The 24,093-nt window shown below is 63.2% G+C and carries 15 protein-coding genes; 2 read left to right on the top strand and 13 right to left on the bottom strand.

Going from position 1 to position 24,093, the window contains the following annotated elements; all coding sequences use genetic code 11:
* Positions 1–366: 366 nt before the first annotated feature.
* The 13 genes from BA190_RS33650 to BA190_RS33590 all read right to left on the bottom strand — a co-directional run bounded on the left by BA190_RS33650 (position 367) and on the right by BA190_RS33590 (position 19,769).
* Complete coding sequence (locus BA190_RS33650; protein ID WP_068299114.1) at positions 367–1,542, bottom strand: endo alpha-1,4 polygalactosaminidase; 1,176 nt, start codon at positions 1,540–1,542, stop codon at positions 367–369.
* Between the two features lie 90 nt (positions 1,543–1,632).
* Positions 1,633–2,625, bottom strand: coding sequence for a hypothetical protein (locus BA190_RS33645; RefSeq protein ID WP_068299111.1), 993 nt, complete (start codon positions 2,623–2,625; stop codon positions 1,633–1,635).
* Between the two features lie 155 nt (positions 2,626–2,780).
* Positions 2,781–3,782, bottom strand: coding sequence for an NAD-dependent epimerase/dehydratase family protein (locus BA190_RS33640; protein ID WP_068299108.1), 1,002 nt, complete (start codon positions 3,780–3,782; stop codon positions 2,781–2,783).
* Positions 3,783–3,929: 147 nt separating this feature from the next.
* Positions 3,930–4,769 carry a hypothetical protein gene (locus tag BA190_RS33635; protein WP_068299105.1) on the bottom strand — a complete coding sequence of 280 codons (840 nt, stop codon included), beginning with the start codon at positions 4,767–4,769 and terminating at the stop codon, positions 3,930–3,932.
* A gap of 80 nt (positions 4,770–4,849) precedes the next feature.
* Positions 4,850–5,914, bottom strand: coding sequence for a hypothetical protein (locus tag BA190_RS33630; RefSeq protein WP_068299102.1), 1,065 nt, complete (start codon positions 5,912–5,914; stop codon positions 4,850–4,852).
* Between the two features lie 91 nt (positions 5,915–6,005).
* Positions 6,006–6,710, bottom strand: a complete 705-nt coding sequence (locus BA190_RS33625; protein ID WP_068299119.1) for a hypothetical protein — start codon at positions 6,708–6,710, stop codon at positions 6,006–6,008.
* Between the two features lie 5 nt (positions 6,711–6,715).
* Positions 6,716–7,972: an ABC transporter permease gene (locus tag BA190_RS33620; protein ID WP_068299099.1), complete on the bottom strand. Its 1,257-nt coding sequence runs from the start codon at positions 7,970–7,972 to the stop codon at positions 6,716–6,718.
* Between the two features lie 206 nt (positions 7,973–8,178).
* Positions 8,179–9,462: a nucleotide sugar dehydrogenase gene (locus BA190_RS33615; protein ID WP_068299096.1), complete on the bottom strand. Its 1,284-nt coding sequence runs from the start codon at positions 9,460–9,462 to the stop codon at positions 8,179–8,181.
* 237 nt (positions 9,463–9,699) lie between these two features.
* Positions 9,700–11,568 (bottom strand): tetratricopeptide repeat protein, encoded by a 1,869-nt coding sequence (locus BA190_RS33610; RefSeq protein WP_068299092.1) that lies wholly within the window; start codon positions 11,566–11,568, stop codon positions 9,700–9,702.
* A gap of 27 nt (positions 11,569–11,595) precedes the next feature.
* Positions 11,596–13,701 (bottom strand): glycosyltransferase, encoded by a 2,106-nt coding sequence (locus tag BA190_RS33605; RefSeq protein ID WP_068299087.1) that lies wholly within the window; start codon positions 13,699–13,701, stop codon positions 11,596–11,598.
* Positions 13,698–15,893 carry a glycosyltransferase gene (locus BA190_RS33600; protein WP_156771823.1) on the bottom strand — a complete coding sequence of 732 codons (2,196 nt, stop codon included), beginning with the start codon at positions 15,891–15,893 and terminating at the stop codon, positions 13,698–13,700. The genes BA190_RS33605 and BA190_RS33600 overlap by 4 nt, the downstream gene beginning before the upstream one ends.
* Before the next feature lie 121 nt (positions 15,894–16,014).
* A complete protein-coding gene (locus BA190_RS33595; protein ID WP_068299080.1) occupies positions 16,015–17,400 on the bottom strand; it encodes a tetratricopeptide repeat protein in 1,386 nt (461 codons plus the stop codon).
* A gap of 317 nt (positions 17,401–17,717) precedes the next feature.
* A complete protein-coding gene (locus BA190_RS33590) occupies positions 17,718–19,769 on the bottom strand; it encodes a glycosyltransferase (protein ID WP_162275288.1) in 2,052 nt (683 codons plus the stop codon).
* Positions 19,770–20,905: 1,136 nt separating this feature from the next.
* Between BA190_RS33590 and glmS the strand changes: the two genes are divergently transcribed.
* Complete coding sequence (glmS, locus tag BA190_RS33585) at positions 20,906–22,729, top strand: glutamine--fructose-6-phosphate transaminase (isomerizing) (protein WP_068299077.1); 1,824 nt, start codon at positions 20,906–20,908, stop codon at positions 22,727–22,729.
* A gap of 261 nt (positions 22,730–22,990) precedes the next feature.
* A partial coding sequence (glmM, locus tag BA190_RS33580; RefSeq protein ID WP_068299073.1) for a phosphoglucosamine mutase occupies positions 22,991–24,093 on the top strand: 1,103 nt, incomplete at its 3' end.

Genomic DNA, 24,093 nt, shown 5'->3' with positions numbered 1-24,093 from the left:
GGGGAGAGGATGGAGGTGAGGGGCTACGGACGGCGTCAGTTTGTGAGGTCGCGCCGCCCCTCATCCTTACCTTCTCCCCGTAAACGGGGCGAAGGGGGAGGCCGGCCTCGCGCCTCTCGCCTTATCTTAGCGCCTATGGACGTCCTCGTCCGTAAACTCCATGCCTTCGAGCCCCTGGATTGCTTCGCTGCGCTCGCAATGACGGAATGGGTGAGTCAATCTTTATTCAGGCTGGTATAGGCACGCTCTCGCTCCCGGGAAGCGGCAATCCGCATGGGTCTTTTCTGCGAGAGATCAATTAAAATAGCCGGCTGAAAGCCGGCTATTTTCATATCGAACGTCCTGTATCGTCTGGAACCGCGCCGATCAGCTTTCCGCCCTGAGCAGCACCACGCCGGATCGCGGCTTGAGCTCGATCGGGCCATTGACTGCCTGGCCGGACAGGTCGCGCCAGTTGCCCGCAGGTGGCTGGATCGTGGCCGATTCCCCATCCGAGAAATTCACGGCGGCATAGCCGCGCTGGTAGTTGCGCCAGGCGATCGTGCCCTGAAGCTCGGAAGGGCCTGTGGGAGGACCGACGGGTGGATCGAGATTGGGATATTCGACCCAGCGCCCGGTGTCCTTCTGCGGCAGCACGGCGAGATAGCTGCGATTGTTGCGGTTCACCAGGAAGCTGGCGACGATCCAGGACAATTCGGCATTGTCGGGGGAAGCGGAAGCGTTCGTGCAAGTGTAGTTGATCGAGACATAGGCCCGATCCTTGCGTTGCTGGATCAGTTCGTGCTTGAGCCGCCACGCATCGTCGGTGATGCGGCGCCGGCAACTGTCGCTGAAGCCGCCTTCATCGACCCAGATATCGGCCAGGTTGATCAGGGCCTTTGTCTCGTCGGGCTGCTTGGGGTCGATCTTGGCATTCAATGCGATCAGGCCGCCGCGTTGATGGATCTCCTTGGCGAGCCAGCCGATATAATCGAGCTTCTGGGCGGTATGAGCCGGATCACGCGACTGCCCACTGAAAAGCTGCACCCATTTGCCGTCGCGCCAGACGCCGCAGCGCTTGTCGGTGTTGGGCAGGGCGACATTGTCGAAGGCAATGGAACGATAACCCTTGGCCAAGGCCGGCTCGATATAGGTCTTCAAGAGATATTGGCGCACCTCGGGATTGCTGGTGTCCAGCGGCGCATAGGCGCCCCAGGAATAGGTGTAGCCAAAGGAGGGCGTCTGCTGATCGCACTGATAGGTGATCCAGCTGGGATGATTGGCCTTGTACCATTCCGCCGTATGGGCGCGGTTGAGATCGCGCTGGTTGGGGTAGTAGAAGCTGTCGATCACCTTGTTCGAGCGCAGGGGGGTCTTGGAGCCCCAGACGAAGCCGACATTGGGCAGGTTGGCGGGCGACTTCATGCGACCGTTGAAGATCTGGGCGCGCGGGATGCGGTCCACGGTCTCCGGATGCGCCACGCTTTGTTGCCCCAGGGCTGCGGTCCCAACCAGGAGGGAGACGGTGACGGCAATGCCGAAACTCACTTGTTTTTGCAGCATGGCTCTTCCGTTGATCTATATGCGCATGCGCGGCCTCTCGACCTCGCCCGCAGGGTGAAACAGCCTCCAGCGGAGCCCGGAGGCCGTCGTTTATTCCCGGCCCGGCAGGAGATGTCCGAGGAGGACCAGCGCAGTCGGATCCTCGTGGCGCAACGCGAGGGCATCGAAGCAGGCGCCGATGGCGCTCTCGATGTCCTGGCTGGCCCGGCAGGCGCGTGCAAGCTGCACATAGTCGTCGGCCGTGGCCGCGCCCTGGGCGGAGACCGCCTGCAGCAGCGTCTTGGCCTGCGCATAGTGCCGGTTGGCGATCAGGGCGCGCGCATGCAGGCTGCGGGCCGCGCCGTCCTCCGGATAGTCGGCAAGCAGGGCGGCGGTGTGCTGCTGGCTGTCCGGCTCCTTGGCGACCAATGTCTTGCGGGCTTCGGCGAGCCGGCGTGCCTTGATGCGCTCGGCAAGATCGCCTGCCGCCTGTTCGAGGCCGAGGCGGCTGCCGGCCTGCAGCCATTCATGGGCTTCCTGCCAGCGCTGGTCACGGAAGGCTTGCCTGGCGCGATTGCCGACATCGCGGGCAAGGGTGGCAGAGGCATCGGCAAGGGCGGTTGCATCGGTGACGAGCCTGGCATTGCGGGCAAAGGCGGCGGCTTCGCCTGCCGATGCCAGCAATCTCAGGAAATCGATACGAAGGGCGGCATTGTCAGGGGCGAGGGCGAGCGCCATTTCGAAAGCCGCCACCCGCTCCTGGGCCGGGTTCTGCTTTCGCAATGCCTGTTGGCGGAGCAGCGTGACGATGCGCGGCAGCACTTCGGAATCGCAGGATTCGATCCTGGCGGGTGCCACGGCCGCGACGCGCGCCGCCGCCTGTACTTCGCCATGGCGCAGCAGGGCGCGAATGCCGGCAGCGGCCTCGTTGACCGAAGAAGGCAGGAGATTGGTGAGGGCAGCGATAGTGCCCTCGATGTCGCCCAGGCTCAGAGTGCTGCGCGCCAAGGTGCGCAGGGCAATATTGTCGTCGGGCGTGATCGCCAGGGCGGTCCGTGCTTCCTCGGCAGCTTCGGCGAAGCGTTCAAGCTTGAAGAGTGCCACGCTTGCGCGTGTATGCGACTCCGCTGGAGAGGCTAGGGTCATCTTGACAACTCGGCGTTTGTCCCAGTCGGGGGAGGTGGATCTGGCTTCCGGCTCGTCGCGAAATTCCTTCGCGGCGAGCCGGGCCGGTGGTGTCTTGCAAATCCGGGCTCAACTCAGACCCGGTAGTAGGAGCGGTACCATTCGACAAAGTTCTTGACGCCGACATCGATCGTCGTCGTGGGCTTGTAGTCGATGAGCTGCTCCAGGAGATCTGCCGCCGCGAAGGTCGCGGGAACGTCACCCTTCTGCATGTCGAGGAAGTTCCGCTTCACCGGCATGCCCAGGCATTTCTCGACGGCGTCGACATAGTCGAGCAGGCCGACCGGCTGGCCGCCGCCGATATTGACGACGCGATAAGGCCCGGCCGGCGACAGGGAATCGATCTCACTGACCGGCTGTCCTTCCACCGGCGGTACCTTGGTAAGGCGCGCGATGGATTCGACCAGATCTTCGACATAGGTGAAGTCGCGCTGCATCTTGCCATGGCCATAGACGTCGATCGGCTCGCCAGCCAGCGTCGCCTTGACGAATTTGAACAGGGCCATGTCGGGCCGGCCCCAAGGGCCGTAGACCGTGAAGAAGCGGAAGGCCGTGGTCGGGATCTTCCACAGATGCGCATAGGAATGCGCCATGTCCTCGGTGGCCTTCTTGGTCGCCGCATAGAGCGTGAGAGGGTGGTCGGTGCGCTCCCGCTCGTTGAAAGGCATGTCCTTGTTGGCGCCGTAGACCGAACTCGTCGAGGCGAACAGGAAATGGCCGACGGAATGAGCTCGGGCCAGCTCCATCACATTGAACGTGCCGACCAGATTGGCGTCGACATAGGCGCGCGGATTTTCCAGGCTGTAGCGTACACCCGCCTGGGCGGCGAGGTGGATGATGACATCGGGCTTCTCGTCGGCGACGACCTGCTCGAGCGCACCGAAATCCTCCAGCATCAGGATATGCTCGCGGAACGCGTTGGTCTTGCCGAGCATGGCGTGCCGGGCCTGCTTCAGCGTGACGTCGTAATACGGCGTCATGCCGTCCACGCCTGCCACGAAGTGGCCGTCGGCCAACAGGCGGCGGGCGAGATGGAAGCCGATGAAGCCAGCCGTGCCGGTAATCAGAAAGCGCATAAAGGGTCAGTCCTTTCATAGCGTTTTGCGATTTGGCTGTATCGCCAAGAATCGCAAAGACGCGTCACAATAAAGAGCTGGAGCAGAGCGGCGATTGCACCAAGACGCGCTTTGCTCCGAGGTGGATAAAACCGACGCGGCAGGCCGTCAGGCCGCCAGGTCGGGAATGACAGAAGCGTTCGGCTTGATCACGCGGTTGAGCAGATACCAGCCATACATTTGTTCGAAGCCCGGGTCGTAATGGTCGAGATCGGCACCCTGGCGTTCGAGGGCACGCGTGCGGCCGACGGCCTCGATCACGTCGCGCGGTTCGAACACGGGAATGCCGAGTTCCGCCCCGATCTTCTTGACGCGCTCGATGAACGCCTCGCGGCTCTGCAGCACGCGCCCGTCCTGGAGCGGCAGGCCGACATGGGACACGGCCGCCATCGGCTTGCCCCACAGTTGCTTGAGTTCGATCAGGCCCTGGCGCAGGGCACCCTCGTCGGCGATCTCGCAATAGGCGTCGCGCAGGATGCGGGCATCCGCCTCGCCGAAACCTGCTTCCGCGAACTGCTCGGAGGCGATGACCTTCTTGGCGGTTTCGGCCGAGATGCAGCGCTTCTGCAGCATTTCCTTCCACCACAATTTGCCCCCGTCGCCCAGGGGGCTGAGCAGATGGCGGTGGAGATAGTTGAGCTGAAGATAGATGCCGTCGCAGATCAATTCCTTCTCGGACGCGACCTCGACGAGAAGGAAATCGGCCTTGGCCTGTTCCTTCTGGGCATTGGCGGAAAGCCTGGGCGCGCGCTCGGTCGAGAAGACATAGGGCGCCATGCCGTCAGGGATCTGGCATTCGCCGCGCATCCAGCGCAGACGCTGCACGGCCTCGCCGACCGAGTGCAGATAGGCGCGTGAGCCGCCGTCATAATGGCTGCAGCGCCCGGTGGCGGCGATCTCTTCCATCGGCCTGTGCAGACGGCAGGACCCCAGAACGAATACCTTCATCGCGCGTCACTCCTTGCATGAATGGGATGGCGGGAGAATTGGAGAGTTGAACGGCCAAAGCCAAGCTTCATCGCCAAACCTCACCGGCCCGAGATTGCGTTGCGGATCAGGCCGCCGGTCACCGAAGCGAGAAAGGCCAGCGCCAGCCCCACCAGCAGGGCGGAGCCGAGAGCGGTCAGCTTCTGGGGATAGGTCGGCGTGTAATCGGCCTTGGGCTGGGCGATCGGCGAGACATAGCGCTGCTGGCGCAGGATCGCCACGCGCGCCTGGTCCAGGGACTGGCGGGCCGAAGCCAGGTTGGTATCGGCGAAGTCCTGCGCGATCTTCAGGCTTTCGTAGCTGGAAAGCTGCTTGGCCACCGTTTCGCTACCGCCACCCAGCCGCTGGCGAGTGTCATCGATTTCCTTGCGGAGAGTGACGATACGCGTCTCCACACTCTTGCGCCGCGGATTGTCGCCCTGCGTCGCCTTGAGCTGGCCGAGATCGGTCTGGGCGGCGGCCAATTGGGCCTCGAGCTGCCCGATCAGATTGGTCAGCACGGTCAGGTCGCCCGTCGGATCGACATTGGCGTTCCGGTTGCGCCAGTTGGCCACTTCGAGGCGGGCCGCCGCCGAACGCTGCTCGCTGCGGCTGACTTCCTCCTGCGCAACCTTGAGGGCGTCATCGAGGGCGCGCTGGTTCATCTTGTTGGCGAAGGTGTCGGACAGATCGATCAGCGCATTGGAGATCTTGACCGAGTCCTCCGGGGTGAAGGCCTCGACCTGCAGGACGACGATCTGCTCGATCATGTTGTAGCGCACCGTGACCAGCGACTTATAGGCCCGATAGAGCTCGTCCTGCGACGGATTGTCCGGCAGGCTCACCAGCGGATCGGCCGGATGCTCGGTGAGCATCTTGGTAAGGTCGATCTTGTTGGCGAGCCCGTCCATCGCTTCGCGCGACTGCAGGAAGTCGCGCACGGCGTAGCCATCGACGAAGCCGCTGACACCCATGCCGGACGAGCCGGACGAGAGTAGGCCGCCGACGCCGACCGGCTGCTGGACATCGCCGCCCCGGATCGCGAACCGTGACTCCGCCGTATAGAGAGGCGTGGCGACAACGAAAACATAGAATGCCGTCAGCGCCAGTGGCAGCAAAGCAAGCATCAGTCCGATCAAGGAAAAACGCCGCCGCCGGCGCCTTACCTTGTGCTGGTAGCGCAGAAACGCCGCACTCTCTTCCGGAGCGATCTCGCCTTTAAGCGAATTGATCGTCGACAAGGGGCTCGGGTTGACCTCGTCCAGTGTCGTTGATGTCGGGACGGAGAGGGAATTTGCGGAGGACTTCGTCAAGTTGGCTCTCTATTTCGATCAGACCCTGATTGAGGATGAGGGCGGTGTCACAGAACTCATCGACTTCGGATTTGCGGACGGTCGACAGGAGAAGCGTGCGACCGTCAATACGCTGCTCGAAAAGGGCTCTCCACAGCAAGGTGAAGCGATCTTTCCGATAGGGGAACGTGCCGTCGACGACGTAGATGTCAAATGTCGGCAGGAGCGGTAAAATATACCCTAATTCCTGCCTCGCTGTGGCCGGCCAATGCTCTACGAACTCGTCGAGATATTCCGGCAGAGTCAACATCGACTCGACGAGGTATATACAGAATCTATAGTCAAGATGATACAAACGGGAGATTAAGGCTACAATTTGTCTCCCGCTCAATTTACCGCGAACAAAGCCTGCTCGTCCGATAGGCCAGGAACAACTGCCTCCTCGAACGACACGGCCGCTGGTTGGAGGGCGCAGGCCGGCGAACAGGTCGATGGCGGGTTTGCGCGCGATCGGATCCGGCGAGACGACGGCATAGCGCCTGACGGGCAGCGTCATGGTGATGTCGAGCGCTATCGGGTAGGGCGTTCCCCCCACCATGGGCGTATCCACGACATGTTCGAGCGCGATCATGGTCCTCACACGGGTTGGATGCGAGGCCGTGCGTGCTTTTCGGCCAGAAGGCCGACGCCCAACACAGCGATCAGACATAGAAAGAAATAGGTCGGGTTGGCGTCCGAGGAGGCGTAGCCCGGGAAATAGGCGGCACGCAGAAGCTGCATGCCATGGGCGGTCGGTGACCACAGCACGTAGGCGCGATATTCCTCGGGCAACTGCTCGGTCACGAAGAACACCGATGAGAACAGCTGCAGACCGCGTTCGAGTACCGAAGCCAGGCGCAGGAAGAACGGCCAGTGCACGGCAATGCTGCCGAAGATGAGACCGATCGCCAGGCCATATGACCACATCGCGATGACATAGCTGACCACCTTCGGCACGTCGGCGGGAAGGGTGATCATGTTGACCATCCTTCCGCAGGTCAGCAGGATCATGAAGACCACGGCGTAGATGATCAGATATTGGACCGCAAAAGCGAGCGCCTGATGGATCGGCCGGACAGGCGGCAGATTGATGAAGACGCGGTTATGCGCGACAGCCGTGCTGACCCGGAAGATCACTTGGCGACACATGATCCAAGTCGTGCTTCCGAGCAGGGCGAAAGTCGGCACGTCCATGTTCATGATGAACTGCGTCTGAAGAATGAAATAGATCAGCGAGATCAGCGTCAGCAACACGGCCGGCTGAATCAGCATCCAGAGAATGCCGAAGCGGCTTTCGGAGGCGATGAGCTGGAACTGGACGATGAGAATGGCGCGCACCACCCCGATCGCACCGGCAACCCGGGTGCCGCGGCCATTCTTCCCACGAGCCGGATCGGCCAGGAACAGCCCGTTGCTGAGATGGGCGATCAGCTCCAGGTCCTGTCGGCTGGCTCGGCTGAGATAGTCTTCCTGGACCCCGCCATCGACAAGCCGCGCCTCCCGGGCAGCGGCGTTGCGCTTGCGGGAGCGCCTGAGATCGCGCGCTTCAGCCAGTTTGTTGGCGGCCTCGCGCAGATCCGGCGGCGCATAGCTGTCGGCGAAGACGTCGATGTCGGCACGGATGTCGTTTTCGAGGATCCGGATCGTCGTTCTCAGCAGGCGATGATGATAGTCGAGATCCTCGGCATCGGTCTCGCTCTCATCTTCGTCGAAGATCTGCTTTTGGGTCTTTTCGGCATGATTGTAGATGGCCCGCCGCGTCTTGACGTTGTTGTCAGGCAGATCGCGTAGCGCGTGGCGCAGCAGGATGAGATATCCGTCCCAATCTTGTTGGAGGACTTCAGCTGATGTCATCGGCCATGATCCTTCTATCTGCCATGGGCTGGTGACGGCTGGGGAGGTAATGGGCTCGATGCTGCCCGGCAACGCAATGGGCACGAGACCTCGTCCTCGCGCCAGGTCGACGCGAGGGGAAGCCAGAACCCATGCCTGCCCCGCGGAAGCGGAGCAGGCATGGCGCCGAAGCGCCTATGGTGCGTTGAGCGTTCAAGGGCGCGAGGTCACAGCCGCCAGACTGTGACACCCTCCGGCGCGGTCGAGCGATCGAGTACGCCCTTGACGTCCATGACCACGCCCGTGCCGTTGCGCAGGCGCGACTTGATCAGCGGCCAGCCCTTGGCGGCATATTCCTTGTGGGGAACGGCCAGGATGATGGCGTCGGCCGGTTCGACATCGTCCAGCTCAGAAAGTTCGACACCATATTCGTGCAGAGCTTCCTCGTTGGAGGCCCAGGGATCGTGCACCGCGGTCTGGATGCCGAAACGGTTGAGCTCCTTGAGGATGCCCGCCGCCTTGGAATTGCGCAGATCCGGCACGTCTTCCTTGAAGGTCAGGCCGAGCTGCAGCACGTTCTCGACCTTGCGGCCCTCCTGCAGCAGCAGGCGCACGCATTCGCGGGCGATGCGCTCGCCGACGGAGTCGTTGATGCGCCGACCCGACAGGATGACCTGGGGATGGTAGCCGGCCTTCTCCGAACGATAGGTCAGGTAGTAGGGATCGACGCCGATGCAATGGCCACCGACCAGACCCGGCTTGAAGGGCAGGAAGTTCCATTTGGTCGAGGCTGCTTCGAGCACGTCGCCGGTATCGACATCGAGAAGCTGGAAGATGTGCGACAGCTCGTTCATGAAGGCGATGTTGATGTCGCGCTGGGCGTTCTCGATCACCTTGGCAGCTTCCGCCACCTTGATGGTGGGGGCGACATGCACCCCGGCGGTGATGACCGACCCATAGACGTCGGCGACGATACCGCGGGTTTCCTCGTCCTGGCCGGATACCACCTTCTTGATCTTGGTGAAGGTGTGCTCCTTGTCGCCCGGATTGATGCGCTCGGGGGAGTAGCCGACGGTGAAGTCGACGCCGCTGGTGAGGCCCGAGGCCTTTTCCAGCACGGGGACGCATTCTTCCTCGGTCGCGCCGGGATAGACGGTGGATTCGTAGACGACGATGTCGCCGCGCTTGAGGGCGCTGCCGACCGTGCGCGAGGCAGCGCGCAGGGCGCCGAGATCGGGCTGGTTGGCACTGTCGACGGGGGTCGGCACGGTGACGATGAAGAAATCGGCTTTGTTGAGGTCGGCCGGATTCCAGGAGAAGATCGGCGGCGTTGCCTTCAGCTCTTCGCTGGAGATTTCGCGCGTGCGATCCTCGCCGGACTGTAGTTCCTTGACGCGGGTCTGATCGATGTCGAAGCCGATCGTGTCATAGCCATGCTTGGCAAAGGCTACCGCGACCGGCAGGCCGACATAACCCAGCCCGATGACTGCGATCTTGCGTTTCTGACTCAAGACATAACTCCTTGCGTTTTGTCATTGCGACGCCCTGAGGGCTGTTGCGTGGGTCGATCACCTGGAACGGCAGATCGTCCGTAGGTCACCGTCCTCCTGCGGGAGGCGGACAGGTTTCGAAAAAGAGATGGAGTTCCTTCGTGGATGAGAATCTCGCCATCCCGTTCCTCTTGCGCTCGCAAGCACGCCTGCGAGGCTCGATGGGGGATGACTTGTTATGTGTGAGAGGCGGAGCCATCAGCGGATGCCTCGCCAGATGCCGCCGCTGAGCCGCAGATTTTCGGGGCCGCGCAGGATCTGCCGTTCGACTTCCCGGAAGAAGGCGTCCTGGTAGGCCTGGGCGAAAGCGGGGAATTCCTGGCCCTCTTGCTTGGCGGGCATGGCTTCGACGTGGAACTTCACGCGGCGATCCTGCCAATAGGGGATGGTGATGAAGCTCGGAACGCCAAGGCGGTAACAGAGCCCGGCGGCGAACGGGGAATAGGTTACCCGTCGTCCCTCCCAGCCGACGCGTGGGGCCGCGGGGCTCATGGCGCCGTCGATGGCGATAATCACCGCATTGCCCTGGCGCAGGGAGGTCATCACCTCGCGCGTCACTTCCAACTCCGAGTGTTCGCTGGTGGAGATCAGGGAGCCGACATGCGGGAAGGAGGCGATCTTGGGCGCGGAAGCGAGCCATTTCATCGCAATACCCGCCATGTGCAGCGCCAGGGGCCCGGCATACATCGGCCCCATATGCGGGCTGATCAGCAGGGCCCCCTTGCCCTTGTCCAGGCCTTTGCGGAGGCCGGCTACGGCGGCGTCGATGCCGTCGAGCATTTCAGCCACTTCGCCCACCCGTTCGGGAGCGCATTCGAGCCAGTCGAGCAGCAGGAGATCGGCCAGGCAGCCCCAGCGCACCCGATCCTCCCAGGCGTTGCGGTCCATGGGCTCGCCGCCGGCAAGCCGGCTGGCGAGCGACCAGGCGAAGGCGAGCCTGCCCTTGGGGATGGGCGCACTGGCCAGGTTCTCATCGAGACGGGCGAGCGCATCGGTGAAGGAACCCTGGAGATAAGCGCGCTTGCGGCCGACCAGATCGGCATAGTGCCCCTGGGCCTCATCCTCCAGACCCGCCTGCAGCAGCGTCGAGATGGTGTAGCGCTGCAAGGCCGGCGAATGGGGGGCTTCCTGCGCCAGTTTGCGCAGCAGCGTGGCCGCTTCGTCATAGTGGCGGGCCAGGCGCAGGGCGCGCGCCAGCAACATCTTGAGATTGCGCAGATCCGGTGCCAGCGCGCTGGCCTGCCGGAGGACGTCGACGGCTTCCTCGTTCTGCCGCAGCCTCAGCAGCGTCTCGCCGAGGGTACGCAGGAGAAGCACGTCCTTGGCGGCCTTGTCGCGCGCCTGGCGCAGGTGCTCGAGGATCTCCGCGTCCTCCCCGCCGAGCGACAGCATCGCATTCGCGACGACGAGGTGCAGCCTGGGCGACTCCCCGCCCTGTTCCAGCGCCTTGCGGCCGATGGCCAGCGCTTCTTCGTGGCGCCCCGCCAGTTGCAGGACCTGGGCGACTTCGAGGGCAAGGTCGGCCGTAAGGTCGGGCTGGTCCTGCAAGCGCTCGACGATAACGAGGCTGGTATCGAGATCACCCGCTCGCGCGAGGGCGATCAGGCAAAGCTGGGCGAGCCGCGCATGGTCCGGGCTGCGGTCGGCATAGCGGTGCGCGAAATCGCGGGCGGCGTCGAAATCGGTCGCCTGGACCAGGGCCTGCAGCCGCACCGCCGCGATGGCGAGATTGTCGGGGTCGAGTTCTCCTGCCCGTTCGATATGCGCCTGGCCTGCATCGCGGCGGCCGGAACGCATCATCACGCTGCCGAGCGTGAGGAGGTCGTCGCTGGAAGAGGGGTTGGCCTCGACCAGGCGTTCCAAGAAGATACGGGCCGTGTCGAGTTCGCCGGCGCGCATGGCGGGCGCGACAACGAGGCGGCGGACCTGGTTGCGATTGCGCGGGACGGCAGCCACGGGTGGCGTCAGCAAAGCGAGGGCGTCCTGCATCCGGCCGTCACCGGCCAAAGCGAGGACATCATCGATCGCCTGCCTGGTATCGGCGGCCTTGGTGTCTTGTTCGGTCATTCGCTTCATGCGCTGTCGCCTCGCGGGTTAGCGGTCGAGATAGGCATCGACGGTCAGCTCCAGCATGCGGCGCATGGAAAAGCGTTCACGGGACCATTTCGCGACATTGGCGGCGAGTTCGGCGCGCTCCTGGTGGTCTCGGCGCCAGGCCAGCACTTCGCCGGCGATGGCATCCGGTTGCAGGTTGTCGATCGAGGGCAGCACGGTGCCGCTCACTCTCGGCATCAGCGTTTCGGCCGCGCCGCCCGCCGGCGTGGTGACGACCGGAACCCCGCTGAACTGGGCCTCGATCAGCACGTTGGGCAGGCCTTCATGGCGCGACAGCAGCAGGAAGACATCCATATGCGACAGCCAATGGCCGACGCGGGGAGAGCGACCGGTGAACAGCACGCGATCGGCGATCCCCAATTCCTCGGCATAGGCGGTGGCCTTGCCGAGCAGGGGACCGTCACCCACCAGGATGAAGCGGGCATCGGGCACGCGGGCGGCGAGGCTCGCGGCGGTTTCGAGCCAGAGCAGCGGGCGCTTATTGTCGTCGAAGCGCATGACCGAGCCGACGGTGAAGCCGGCCTTGACCTCGAAGCTCTCGAGCTTTTGGGTCAGGGCCAGGGTCTTCTCGTCGGTTGCCGTGCTCAGGGGATCGAGCCCGTTGGGGATGATGCGCACCGAGCCACGGGGTAGTTTGAGCCAGGCCTCGTAGCGCTCGCCGGCGGCCTGGGAATTCGCCACGATGGCGACGCCCCGTGCCGAGAGCAGCGAGCGATAGACCGCCTCATATTCCGGCTTGTTGCGTTCGAAGCGATCTTCCGGCGGCAGCGTGCGCACGCCAAGCAGGATGCGCGGCACGCCTGCCAGCAGGGCAGCCAGCCCCGTGGCGAGGACCGAGCCGTCCTGCCAGATATGCACGATGTCGGGGCGGATATAGTTCAGCGCGTCGGTGAGGCGAACCACGCCCGTCCGCATCTGCGTCGGCAGGTGATCGAGGAAGCCGATCAGCTCCTTGACGCGGGAATAGCGCGGGCGCCCGCCATATTCGGCAAACAGCGAATATTCATGGATCGGCAAGCCCGCTTCCACGAATTGCGGCACGAAGAAATCGGCACCGGCGCGCGAATGCAGCGAGCTGCAGACCACATGGATGGGGCCCATGATGTCGGTATCGGCGATCGGGCTGGCGGCGTGGATCGCCCGGTTCAGGCCGAGCGCCGTGTTGGTGAACTGGCGTTCGGCACCGCCCGATCCCAGGCTGCCATTGATCAGCACCACCGGTCCGACGAAGCGGCGCGGCTCGAAGTCGGTGTTTGCCTCGCGCTGGCCGATGGCCATCTCGAACACGCGCTCGATCACCAGATTGGGCAGGTGGTCGTCGCTGTCGGCGTGGTCGGGCACGAGCTCGCCGAGGCTGCGCAGGTCCTGTTCGATCCGCGCCTGCGTCTGGGCAATGTGCTTGGTCTCGCCGAACTTGTCGCGCGCGAACTCGATGATCTCGCGTGCCCGCATCGGCTGTCCCAGCGAGACATAGAGGCGTCCGAGCGCGACCAGTACGGATTCGGGCGTGTTGTCCATTTCGACGAGCTGGCCGAAGGCGGCCTCGGCGCCGTCGAAGTCCTTCAATTCGATCAGGCCGCGGCCATAGATCAACAATTGCGAGGGATCTTCCGGCTCTTCGGCGAAGCGCTCGGTGTGAAGTGTCCTGCCGGCATCGACCCCGTCGATGCGGATGGTCCAGCGCAGCACACGGAAGAAGGCTTCGCGCGAGGTTGGGAAACGCTCGTCGATGCCGCGCCAGACCAGGAGGGCGCGCGGGTCCTGCACGCGTTCGAGCGCCCGGGCGACCAGGGCCTGGAAGCGCTCCTCGCGCGGGTGCTTGACCACATAGGGAAGCAGCTTGTCGAGGGCCTCGGTGAGTTCGGGCAGCCGGCGCATCGCGTTGGAGATGTCGCGGGCCTGGTTGACCTCGGCCGTGGTCACGCGCTGCACGCCATTGCCCGCGCGCAGGCCGTTGGCCACCGCGGTCGAGACGATGTCCCGTGCCGAGGTCTCATGAGGTACCGGTGCCGATGCCGGCGCGGCGCCGCTCGCGCCGGCGTCATCCACCGGCTGCACGGCAGGCTGGGTGCGGAATGCCATCATGACGAGGCAACCGTCCGGGCCTTGCGGAGCCGTTCGACCAGCGCGTTTGCGGAGGACAAGGCGCGCCATTCCTCAGCCCGGCTCACGCTCCTTTCCTGCTGCGCATTGCGCAGCGAAGCATCACCGGCGAGCCGGTGCAGCGTTTCGGCCAGGCCGTCCTCGCCGTCATCGATCCAGACCGCGGCATTGCCCAGGATGGCGCGCGCCACCGGGCCGTCGGACGCCACGATGGTCTTGCCATGCAGGAGCGCATCGACGAGGTCGAACCGGCTCCGTTCGCTCCGGGCCACACCCGCGAGAGTGGGCGTGACGAAGATGTCGATCGCCTTGTAGGCCTCGGCGATGGAGCCGACCTTGGGACGGCCAGGGAAGAGCACGCGTTCGCCATGGCCCATATGGCTCAGGCGTTCATGCAGCTTGAGAAAGCGCGAACCCACGCCGAAAACCGCCAGTCCGACGTCGATCCCATTGGCTACGAGCTTGTCGAAGGCATTTGCGATGCCCTCCAGGTCGAGGTCTTCATAGGGATCACCGACATAGCCAAGGACCAGCCGATCCTTGAGGGCCGGGTCGCTGCGCCAGGCGGGAGTCTTCTCGTCATGCTTGAAGGCGGGCGCATTCTCACCCAGCATCAGGAGTTTTTCGGCCGACATGCCCCGGGCCGCGAGGGCTTCCGCAGCGCCGGGCCAGCGCGCCAGCATCAGGCTCGCTTCCGCCATCAGGACGTCATCCGCCTGGCGAAAGAGCGCTTCGCGGTCGTTGGCGGGCGTGGTATCGGCCGTCGATGCCAGGCGCTGGCAGTCGAGAACGAGATCGGCGCCCGTCATCCGGGTGGCGATGGCGGCGGGATAGGCCGCTTCGAGCTCGCCGGACACCACGATCACGTCGGCTTCCAGCGTCCTGGCGATCCGTCCGAGCGCCACGCCGGCCTCGCGGACATATTGATCGATGATGGCCGGAGCCGCTTCGATCGGGGCCATGCGGTGATAGGCAATGCCATCCACCATGTCAGGGCCGGATTTGCGCGAGGCGCCGGTATTGCGGACGGGATAGCCGGGCTGGGTCACCACCCGCACCGAACAGCCGAGCCCCGCCAGGTCCTGGGCCAGGGCATGCGTGCGCATGCTGGTGGCAGACCAGTGATAGGGCAGGGACTGCGGCACGTAGAGCATGATGTTGAGGTGCGTGCCCTGTGCCTTGCGCGATACGGGCTTGGGCAGGCGAATGCCCTGGCCCTTGAACCGTTCGAGCGCCATCAGCTCTTCATAGCGGCGCGTTTCCGTCGCATTGAGGGCTGCACCGGCGCGCAGAGCTTCCTGGAGAATGGCGCTGGCCTCGTCGATCGAGCCGGTATCCATGAGCGTGAAGGCCAGGAGCTTGACCCGTCCCTCGTTCGGATCGGCTTCGGCAGCGGCCTTGGCGAGCGCGACGGCGGCGGCCGGATCGGCGGCGCGGGCCTGCTTGGCCAGATCGAGCAGCACGCGCGACAGCACGCTGCCACGCGGGCGCTGGTCGTGGATCCAGCGCTCGGCCGCGGCCAGGCCTTCCTTCTGCGCCTTGGCCAGGGCGATCTCGGACAGTTGCAGATATTCGGGAGCCGCTCCAGTCGGCACGAGATCCGCCGGCAGCGAGAGCGAATGGCGATAGTCGCGATACCATTCGGCGATGCGGGCCGGCAGGCGCATACCATCGCGCCAGCTTGAAAATCCGGTCATCATCACCTGGCCGAGCCGATAGGTATGGCCTTCGCGCAGCTTGGTGATGCGCTGCTCGGCATGTTTCCAGACGCTGCGCGTGTCGAGCACGGCCAGTTCCGCGCTGCGCTTGGCGTCGCGATAGACGTCGAGGTCGCGTTCCAGCTGCTGCAGCCGGGTGGTGAGGGCAACGTTGTCCTCCGCCAGGGAACGCTCGGCCAATTCGGCTTCGAGTTCCCTGATGCGCCGTGTCGCGGCCGCTTCGCGATCGAGTGCGGCCTGGAGTTCGGTGTCGGAAGCAGAAGCCTGCGGCGCCGGAACAGCGGCGAGCTTGGTTTTATGGCGAGCGGAGGAAGCGGAACCGTGCAGGGGGGCGCCCACGGCAATAGCTGCCCCTTCGAGCCGGCTGTCGTCGAAGGAGGTCGTCCTGGGACTTGCATGTTCTGCCGGCACATCGCCGTTACGATGCAGCTCCGGCGCTTCGGTCACTCTGCTCACCTTGATCTCCGGCTTCTCAGAACAAGGCGCGTTCGAACAGAACGCGCCTTTGCTCCAACTTTTCGTTCAGATGCGTCTTGCGAGGTCAGGCGCTGACGCCAGGCCTCAGGAAGCACGGGCCTCAGCTCGCCAGCTTGAGGTTCAGCAAGCCTTCCAGGTTTTTGCTGGCGCTGTTGTCCGGGGCGAGCTCGCGGCTGCGGGTCACGGCCGCCGAGGCCGTGGCGAGATCGCCGGCCCGGTGGCTCGCGCGAGCCAGATGCAGCCAATGGGTGGCCGAGTCCGGCTTGAGCTCGAGCACGCGCTGGTAGTAGTTGGCCGAGTCGGTGAAGGCGTGCGTCTGGTAGAGGTGATGCGCCACCGCCGTCAGGGCCGGCACGTTTTCCGGATCGATCTGGAGCAGGAGATAGGCGACCTCGGCAGCCTCTGCAGGACGCTTCTCGCGGCGATGGGCGCTCAGTTCCTTGGAAAGGATCGCCGCGACCTTGCGGCGCAGCAGCTGCAGCTCATCGTCGTCCTGGCCGACCTTGGCCAGCAGGGCCAGGTGGAGCGCCGCCTGGCGGGCCTCGCCACCGCGCAGGGCGAGCTTGGCGGCGCGGCGGACGCGCTGGATCAGGCGGCTGACATAGTCGACCTCGGGCGCGGCCAAGCCTGCCTGATAGAGCGTCACCAGGCCGGTATATTCGAGTTCGGCCTGTCCGGCAGCACGGGCGAGGCGCTTGGCGGCAACCTGATCGGTGGGGTCGATGTCGAGCAGGCGCGACCACAATTCAAGTGCGCGTTCCGGGGTGCCGGTCCGCTCGGCGGCAGTCGCCAGACGCTTGGTCGCCGTGGGATGGCGCGGATCCACCTTGAGGACCTGTTCCCAAGCGGCCGCAAAGCTGGCGGGATCCTGTTCGAGATCGGTCTGCTTGGCCTGGTCCACCACGTCGTTGCGCAGGGCGATGATACGCTTGCGCAGGACCGGATCGGCGGGGGCCACTGCGTTGCCGAGGCGAAGCACGCGACGATAGCCGTCCTGGTCACCAGCCCGCTCCAGCTCGGCGGCGGCCTTGGCGAGATTGCTGCCGACCCGTGCGGTGATGTCGTCGAAACCCTCGATCGTGCCGGCGTCGGCATGGCGAATGGCGATGAGGACCTTGGCAGCATCCTCGACCTGCTGGCTGCTCAGGAGCTTCTTGGCTGCCAGGAAGGCGGTCGAGGGATGCGCTTCGGCAGCGGCGATTGCCGATTGCGCTACCTTGTCGAGCTGGCCGGCATTGATGGCCGCCCTCAGGCGCATCTTCAGCGCATTGGCATGACTGGGCGAAATCGCCAGCAATTTGTCGGCTTCGGCGATTACCGCGTCCCAGTTCGAAGCCTGCCAGGCATTGCGCATGGTTTCGAGATGGTTGCGCAATTCGGGTGCCGAAGGCGACATGCGCCGCTTCGCCTGGGTCCAGCTCGCAGGGCCGGGAATGACGCTATGGCCGAAGGAGGCTTTCGAGAAGGCGTCGTTCGCAATGTCCATCTTCTATCTCACTCGTCATATTGCCTGTGTAGGCACTCGGCGATCACCACATGTGATCAATTGATCTGATCGTCGGAAGACGATCAGAAACGGTCGGTACGAATCTGTGTGTCTTTTTGGGCCAGGAGGCCAATTAAGCATCTGAATTTGACGGCACAGTGGCAATAATTAAATAAATATTAATTAAATTATATTTCTAATAATTCACGAGTTGGGATATTATATTTGAAATTATACATTTAATTGTGATTTTTGGCTTTATTTATATCAATTTATGCTGGCGACTTTTTTGCCGCTGGGCGCCGTCAATGACGGGCTCAGCGGGCACGGGCTCTCTTGTATTTCCGCGGTTGCTCGGCTGGAGGATCCGCCGCCGGCGGACTTGCCAACAAATCCACGGTTCGCTGCACCATCAAGGTGGTGGAGAAACGCTCGGAAGCAATTTGCCGGATGCGATCCGCAAGGCTCGGATCCGAATGCCGCCAGTCGACGACGTGCCCGACCTTGGCACACAGGGCTTCGAGATCGACCGCCTCGACCGTGTCGGTGGCCAGCCCCGTCACACCCGGTGTGAAGGTTTCGCAGGCGCCTCCAGCCGGCGTGGTTACTACCGGAATGCCAGCGAGCTGGGCTTCGATCAGAACGTTGGGCAGGCCTTCGAAACGCGACAACAACACGAAGGCATCCATTTTCGCCAGCCAATAACCGACGCTGGCCGAACGCCCTACGAACAGAATCCGGTCGGCGATACCGAGTTCGGCTGCACGCTGGCGTACGCGGGGCAGCAGAGGGCCGCTGCCGACCAGAACGAAGCGGGCGTTCGGACGGGCTTCATGGTAGGCGTGGACGAAATCGATCCAGAGTTCGGGACGTTTGTCGACGTCGATGCGGAAGACGCCGCCAATCGTCTCGGTGGCATCCGCGGTGCGGCGCTGGAATTTCTGCCAGCGTTCCTCATCGGTCTCGTTCGGCTCGGGCGGCAGGTGCTCGACCCCGTTGTGAACGATGGTGAAACGCTCCTGCGGCAGGTCGAGCCACTCGCAATAGGCCTTGGCGGCTGCATGGCTGTTGCTCATGAACTCGACGCCGGGAATCCGAGCCAGGGCCCGATACATCGGCTCGTACTCGCCCCGGAACAGATGGGGTCGCAAGACCGGCGGCAGGCCGCGTACATTGAGGACGATGCGGGGGACACCGGCCACGAGTGCCGCAAGGGCAGCGAACAGGACGGCACCGTCCTGCCAGATATAGGCGACATCGGTTTCGTGCCGTCGAAAATGCTCGACCAGGCGTTGCGTGCCGAAAGCCGCATGCGCCGGCACCAGGGACAGCAAATGCCGGAGATCACTTTCTCCGGGCACGAGGTCCGCCGGGCGGGCCGGTGTCATGTTATCGATCTGGTAGGCCTCGACCTGCTCGCAGGCGATCATGGGCAGAAAGAAGTCGTGATTGTTCTCGCGGCTCAGCGACTTGACCACGACCTGGATCGGACCGCGGATCTGCCGGCCGGCGATGCTGCCGCTTTCGCGCCGGGTGCGTTCCAACCGGGCTGCGGTTCGGGCAAGCTGGCGCTCCGCTCCCCCGGTGCCGAGGCTGCCTGTGATAAGCGAGACGGAGCCGAGCCGGCCTGGCACCACCGAACGCACGGATCGGCTGCGGAAGATGTCGATGGCCGCCCTGAGCACCACGATGCGGGCGGGGATGCCGCAGGTCTGCCAGTCCGGTACGTGCCGGCCGAGGACCTCCATGCCCTTGCGTAACTCCTCGGCCATGACCGAGGCGTTCTTGGGGGCTTGTCCGGTCGCCAGCAGCCGGTCCAGGATCAACAGGGCTTCGGTTAATTCTCCCCATTCGCGCAACCGCTTGGCATAGACGAGCGGCGCGTTCTTGGAGTCTGGGAAATCGGCCAGGGTCGAGACGAACAGTGCCTTGGCCTTGGTGATTTCGCGCAGTTCGACGAAAAGCTCGGCCTTGCCGAGGCGACGATCGACGTCCAAGGGCACGCCGGGGTAATGACGCTCGAGGATCTCGAGCCCCTCGGCAATGCGCTGATGCCGCGACAGCCAGCGCAAGCGATATTGCAGGGCCCGGTAATTGTCGGGGAATTTTTCGTGGACGCCGGTCCACAACTCCAGCATGCCCTCGCGGACGCGGGTCATCTCGGCGACGAGAGCGTGGGAAAGATTGACGTCCAACTCCCCCGGAAAGCGGGAGAGCAGATATTTCAGGCGCGGCAACGCAACCTGGGCAGTTTCGACATTGTCGGCACGCTTGACCAAATCGGCGCATTCGGCCCGCACGGCTTGCGAATAGACGTCGGAAACGGAAAACCAAGCGTGGCCATTTTCATGGACCGCAAGTAATGGCACCTCGGCGGTCTCCGACGATGGAAATCTGTTAGGTTTCAAGAGTGCCTGTCCCGTGGTTGCCCGTGTATAGGTTCCATACTCAATCATTAATTCCATAAAGATCAGATAATCTTTACAAAAGAATGACGCAAGTAAGGCAACTATTTGGTTTTCAACTGATGATTATCTAGGCGACTACAGAAAGAAATTTGGACTGTTTCTTTGAACAATTCCAATTTCGCTCGTTTTCCCCTCGGGCGGCATCATGTCCGTTTTGGACGGTTGGTGGTTACGGCGCATGGCGATGGACCGACATGCATGACCGCACCGAAGCGCCGCTCCCTACAGGCTTTGCGGATATTGCAATGCAGCAATGTCCGCGCAGCCGAACGGAGCGTCGGGGCTCTGGCTGTTGGGTGGGCGGCGTGAGCGAGGGGTACTGCTGCGCCCAGAAACCTCGATAGCGCACAGGCCACTTTCGCCATCCGTCCTCCGATTCAACCAATGCCCCATACGGCACGATTCATCAGTACCTATGGCATTGCCAACCTCAGCGAGTCGGCTTTTTAGACTCATCGAAAATGGATTGCAAGCTTATAATGTTCTCCCCTTGGTGAAGCCAGCTTTGAATGATTGCAAATAGGCTGATAAAACCCCATTTTGTTCATCTATATGAACGATATGGGTATAACAGAAGAAATATGCTGTATTTACACTGACCATATTCTGACCATATTGTGTGTATTGAGTTTGCTGGGCTGAATCTTGATGAATCTTTTATGACCGGGGTGTGATCAGTTGCGAGGCAGGGAAGTATGAAGCGGCTCGATTTCGGGCTGCCATTCCATGTGTTTCGGCGCTGTGTCCGGACCGGTCGCCGCAGGGTGGGTAATCCAACACCAGCCTGTCGCGGCAAGGGATTTTGACGATTGCCCAGCAGTCCCATGACAACAAATCGGCAGGGGGTGGCAGGCACTTTGTGAGGTGCCGGAAGCTTGCTCGAATGTCTGGCAAAACTCGTCCTGCGGCTTCGGGCCGGGACGGGTTGCGGCCGTCTGTCGTTACAAAACGTAAGGCATTTTGAATATGCCTTCTATCCAGAGTTCCTTAATCGAAAACACCATTGTTTTGATTCGGACCAAGATAAGGTAGAGCACATGTGTGGTATTGTTTGTGTTCTTGGCAGCGAATCAGTGGCTATGCCGCTGGTGGATGCGTTGCGAAGACTGGAATATCGGGGGTATGATTCCGCCGGTATTGCGACCCTGGAAGGCGGTGCCATCGTCCGTCGGCGCGCCGAGGGCAAGCTGGTCAATCTCGAAGCCAAGCTCGGCCAGGCGCCGCTCAAGGGCACCAGCGGTATCGGCCATACACGGTGGGCGACGCACGGCAGGCCGACGGAGGACAATGCCCATCCTCATGCGACCGAGCGAGTGGCCGTCGTTCACAACGGCATCATTGAGAATTTCCGCGAATTGCGGGACGAATTGAGCGCAGATGGTGCCGATTTTCAGTCGGAGACTGATTCCGAGGTCATCGCGCATTTCGTCACGCGTGAGCTGGAAAAGGGCCTGTCGCCGATCGAGGCCGTGCAGGCCTGCCTCAAGCGCATTCGCGGTGCCTTCTCGCTCGGTTTCCTGTTTGCGGGGGAGGACGACCTCATCATCGGCGCCCGGCTGGGACCGCCGCTGGCCGTCGGTTACGGCAATGGCGCGATGTTCCTGGGATCGGATGCCATCGCCCTCGGTCCACTGACGAATACTTTCGCTTATCTTGAGGATGGCGATAGTGTCGTGATTACCCGCTCTACCGCAACGATCTATGACTCCGGGTTCAATCAGGTCGAGCGCCCGATCCAGAAAGCGGAGATTTCGGCGGCCATCGTCGAGAAGGGCAATTATCGCCACTTCATGGCCAAGGAGATCCACGAGCAGCCCGAGGTGATTTCCCACACCCTGGCTTCCCTGATCGACATGACCAGCGAAACCGTCCGCCTGCCGGATCTGCCTTTCGACTGGAAGAATCTCAATCGCCTGACCATCTCGGCCTGTGGTACGGCGTCCTTCGCTGGGCAGGTGGCGAAATACTGGTTCGAGCGCTATGCCCGCCTGCCGGTCGAGGTCGATATCGCCTCCGAATTCCGCTATCGCGAAGCGCCGCTCGAAAAGGGCGGATTGTCGCTTTTCGTCTCCCAATCGGGCGAAACCGCCGACACGATGGCGGCCTTGCGCTACTGCCAGGAGCATGGCCAGCACACGCTTGCGGTCGTCAACGTGCCGACCTCCACGATGTCGCGCGAGGCGGATGCGATGGTGCGCACGCTCGCCGGTCCTGAGATCGGCGTCGCTTCCACCAAGGCCTTCACCTGCCAGTTGGCCGTGCTGGCCTGTTTGGCGATCGGTGCTGGCAAGGCCCGCGGGACGCTGACGCCCGAAGCGGAAAAGGAACTGGTGCAGGCCCTGATCGAGGCCCCCCGGCTGATGGCGGAGGCGCTCCGCCTCGATCATGAGATCGAGGCCTGCGCGCGCGACCTTTCCAAGGCCAAGGACGTGCTCTATCTCGGCCGCGGCACCAGTTTCCCGCTCGCCCTGGAAGGCGCGCTGAAACTCAAGGAAATCAGCTACATCCACGCCGAGGGTTATGCTGCGGGTGAACTCAAGCATGGTCCGATCGCCCTCATCGACGAGAGCATGCCGGTGGTGGTGATCGCTCCCTTCGATGCGATCTTCGAGAAGACCGTCTCGAATATGCAGGAAGTTGCCGCGCGCGGCGGACGCATCATCCTGATCACCGACGAGGAAGGGGCCAAGGCCGCTTCGCTTCCGGGAGCCAAGACCGTCGTGATGCCGGCAATGCCGTCGGTGGTCTCGCCACTGGTCTATTCCGTGCCGATTCAGCTCCTGGCCTACCATGCAGCAGTGCTGATCGGAGCGGATGTCGATCAACCGCGCAACCTCGCCAAGAGCGTGACGGTGGAGTAGGGCGCATCGTCAGAGCGCCTTGCGATTTTGGGGTTGCCTTTGAATCGCAAGGACGCACCGCAACGGAAAGCCGGAGCCAAGCCATGCCCGCGATGAGGGTGCTTTGCTCATGAGACCGCGGCATCGGGCCGGAAGGGCGCTTCGAAAAGGCGGTTCGGCCGGCCCGATGCTTCTGCAGGTAATATCAGTAACGCGGAAACAATAACTGAGGCATTGCAGAAACGACGCTGCAGCCACGCCTCGAAATCTCAGGGTTATCACATGAGCCGCAAATATTTTGGCACGGACGGCATCCGTGGCCTCGCCAATAGTGTCATTACGCCGGAACTGGCGATGAAGGTCGGCATGGCGGCCGGCCTCGCCTTCCAGCGCGGCGACCACCGCCATCGCGTGGTGATCGGCAAGGATACCCGCCTATCGGGCTATATGATCGAGAATGCCCTGGTGACGGGCTTTACCGCTGTCGGCGTCGACGTGATGCTGCTGGGCCCGATGCCCACGCCCGCCGTGGCCATGCTCACCAACTCGCTGCGCTGCGACATCGGCGTGATGATCTCGGCCTCGCACAATCCCTATGAGGACAATGGCATCAAGCTGTTCGGTCCCGACGGTTTCAAGCTCTCCGACGAGACCGAGCGGGCCATCGAGGCCTTGATCGACACCAATCTGTCGTCACGGCTGGCCGGCTCGCGCGATCTCGGCCGGGCCCGCCGCATCGACGACGTGCATGCCCGTTACATCGAGTTCGCCAAGCGCACCTTGCCGCGCGGGCTGCGGCTCGATGGGCTGAGGGTGGTGCTCGACTGTGCCAATGGCGCCGCCTACAAGGTCGCGCCGGAAGCCCTGTGGGAACTTGGCGCCGACGTGATCACCATCGGTGTCGAACCTGACGGTTTCAACATCAACCGGGATGTCGGCTCGACTGCGCCGAGGGCTCTCGCCCAGAAGGTGCGGGATCTCAGGGGCGATATCGGCATCGCCCTCGACGGTGACGCCGATCGCGTTCTGATGGTCGACGAAAAGGGCCATGTCATCGACGGCGACCAGCTGATGGCGGTGGTGGCCTCGGACTGGAAGGACGAGGGCAAGCTCACCCAGCCCGGCATCGTCGCCACGGTGATGTCCAATCTCGGCCTGGAGCGCTATCTCGGCGGGCTCGGTCTGCAGCTCGAGCGCACGGCGGTCGGCGATCGCTACGTGCTCGAACGCATGCGGGCGCAGGGCTACAATGTCGGCGGCGAGCAGTCGGGCCATATCATCCTGTCCGACTTCGCCACCACCGGCGACGGCCTGGTCGCCGCCCTGCAGGTGCTGGCGGTGCTCAAGAAGGCCGATCGCCCGGTCAGCGAGGTCTGCCACCGCTT

Origin of the sequence: Labrys sp. WJW (assembly GCF_001676615.1) — a bacterium.
Classification (GTDB): Bacteria; Pseudomonadota; Alphaproteobacteria; order Rhizobiales; family Labraceae; genus Labrys; species Labrys sedimenti.
The sequence above is the reverse complement of the archived record's forward strand: the minus strand, read 5'-3'. Positions and strand labels throughout refer to the sequence as shown.

Excerpts from the sequence above, each read along its gene's own strand:
- BA190_RS33640 (WP_068299108.1), bottom strand. The coding sequence starts at position 3,782 with ATGCGCTTTCTGATTACCGGCACGGCTGGCTTCATCGGCTTCCATCTC.
- BA190_RS33595 (WP_068299080.1), bottom strand. The coding sequence starts at position 17,400 with ATGGACATTGCGAACGACGCCTTCTCGAAAGCCTCCTTCGGCCATAGC.
- BA190_RS33620 (WP_068299099.1), bottom strand. The coding sequence starts at position 7,972 with ATGACATCAGCTGAAGTCCTCCAACAAGATTGGGACGGATATCTCATC.
- BA190_RS33625 (WP_068299119.1), bottom strand. The coding sequence starts at position 6,710 with ATGATCGCGCTCGAACATGTCGTGGATACGCCCATGGTGGGGGGAACG.
- BA190_RS33610 (WP_068299092.1), bottom strand. The coding sequence starts at position 11,568 with ATGACCGAACAAGACACCAAGGCCGCCGATACCAGGCAGGCGATCGAT.
- BA190_RS33630 (WP_068299102.1), bottom strand. The coding sequence starts at position 5,914 with ATGCTTGCTTTGCTGCCACTGGCGCTGACGGCATTCTATGTTTTCGTT.
- glmS (WP_068299077.1), top strand. The coding sequence starts at position 20,906 with ATGTGTGGTATTGTTTGTGTTCTTGGCAGCGAATCAGTGGCTATGCCG.
- BA190_RS33605 (WP_068299087.1), bottom strand. The coding sequence starts at position 13,701 with ATGATGGCATTCCGCACCCAGCCTGCCGTGCAGCCGGTGGATGACGCC.
- BA190_RS33650 (WP_068299114.1), bottom strand. The coding sequence starts at position 1,542 with ATGCTGCAAAAACAAGTGAGTTTCGGCATTGCCGTCACCGTCTCCCTC.
- BA190_RS33635 (WP_068299105.1), bottom strand. The coding sequence starts at position 4,769 with ATGAAGGTATTCGTTCTGGGGTCCTGCCGTCTGCACAGGCCGATGGAA.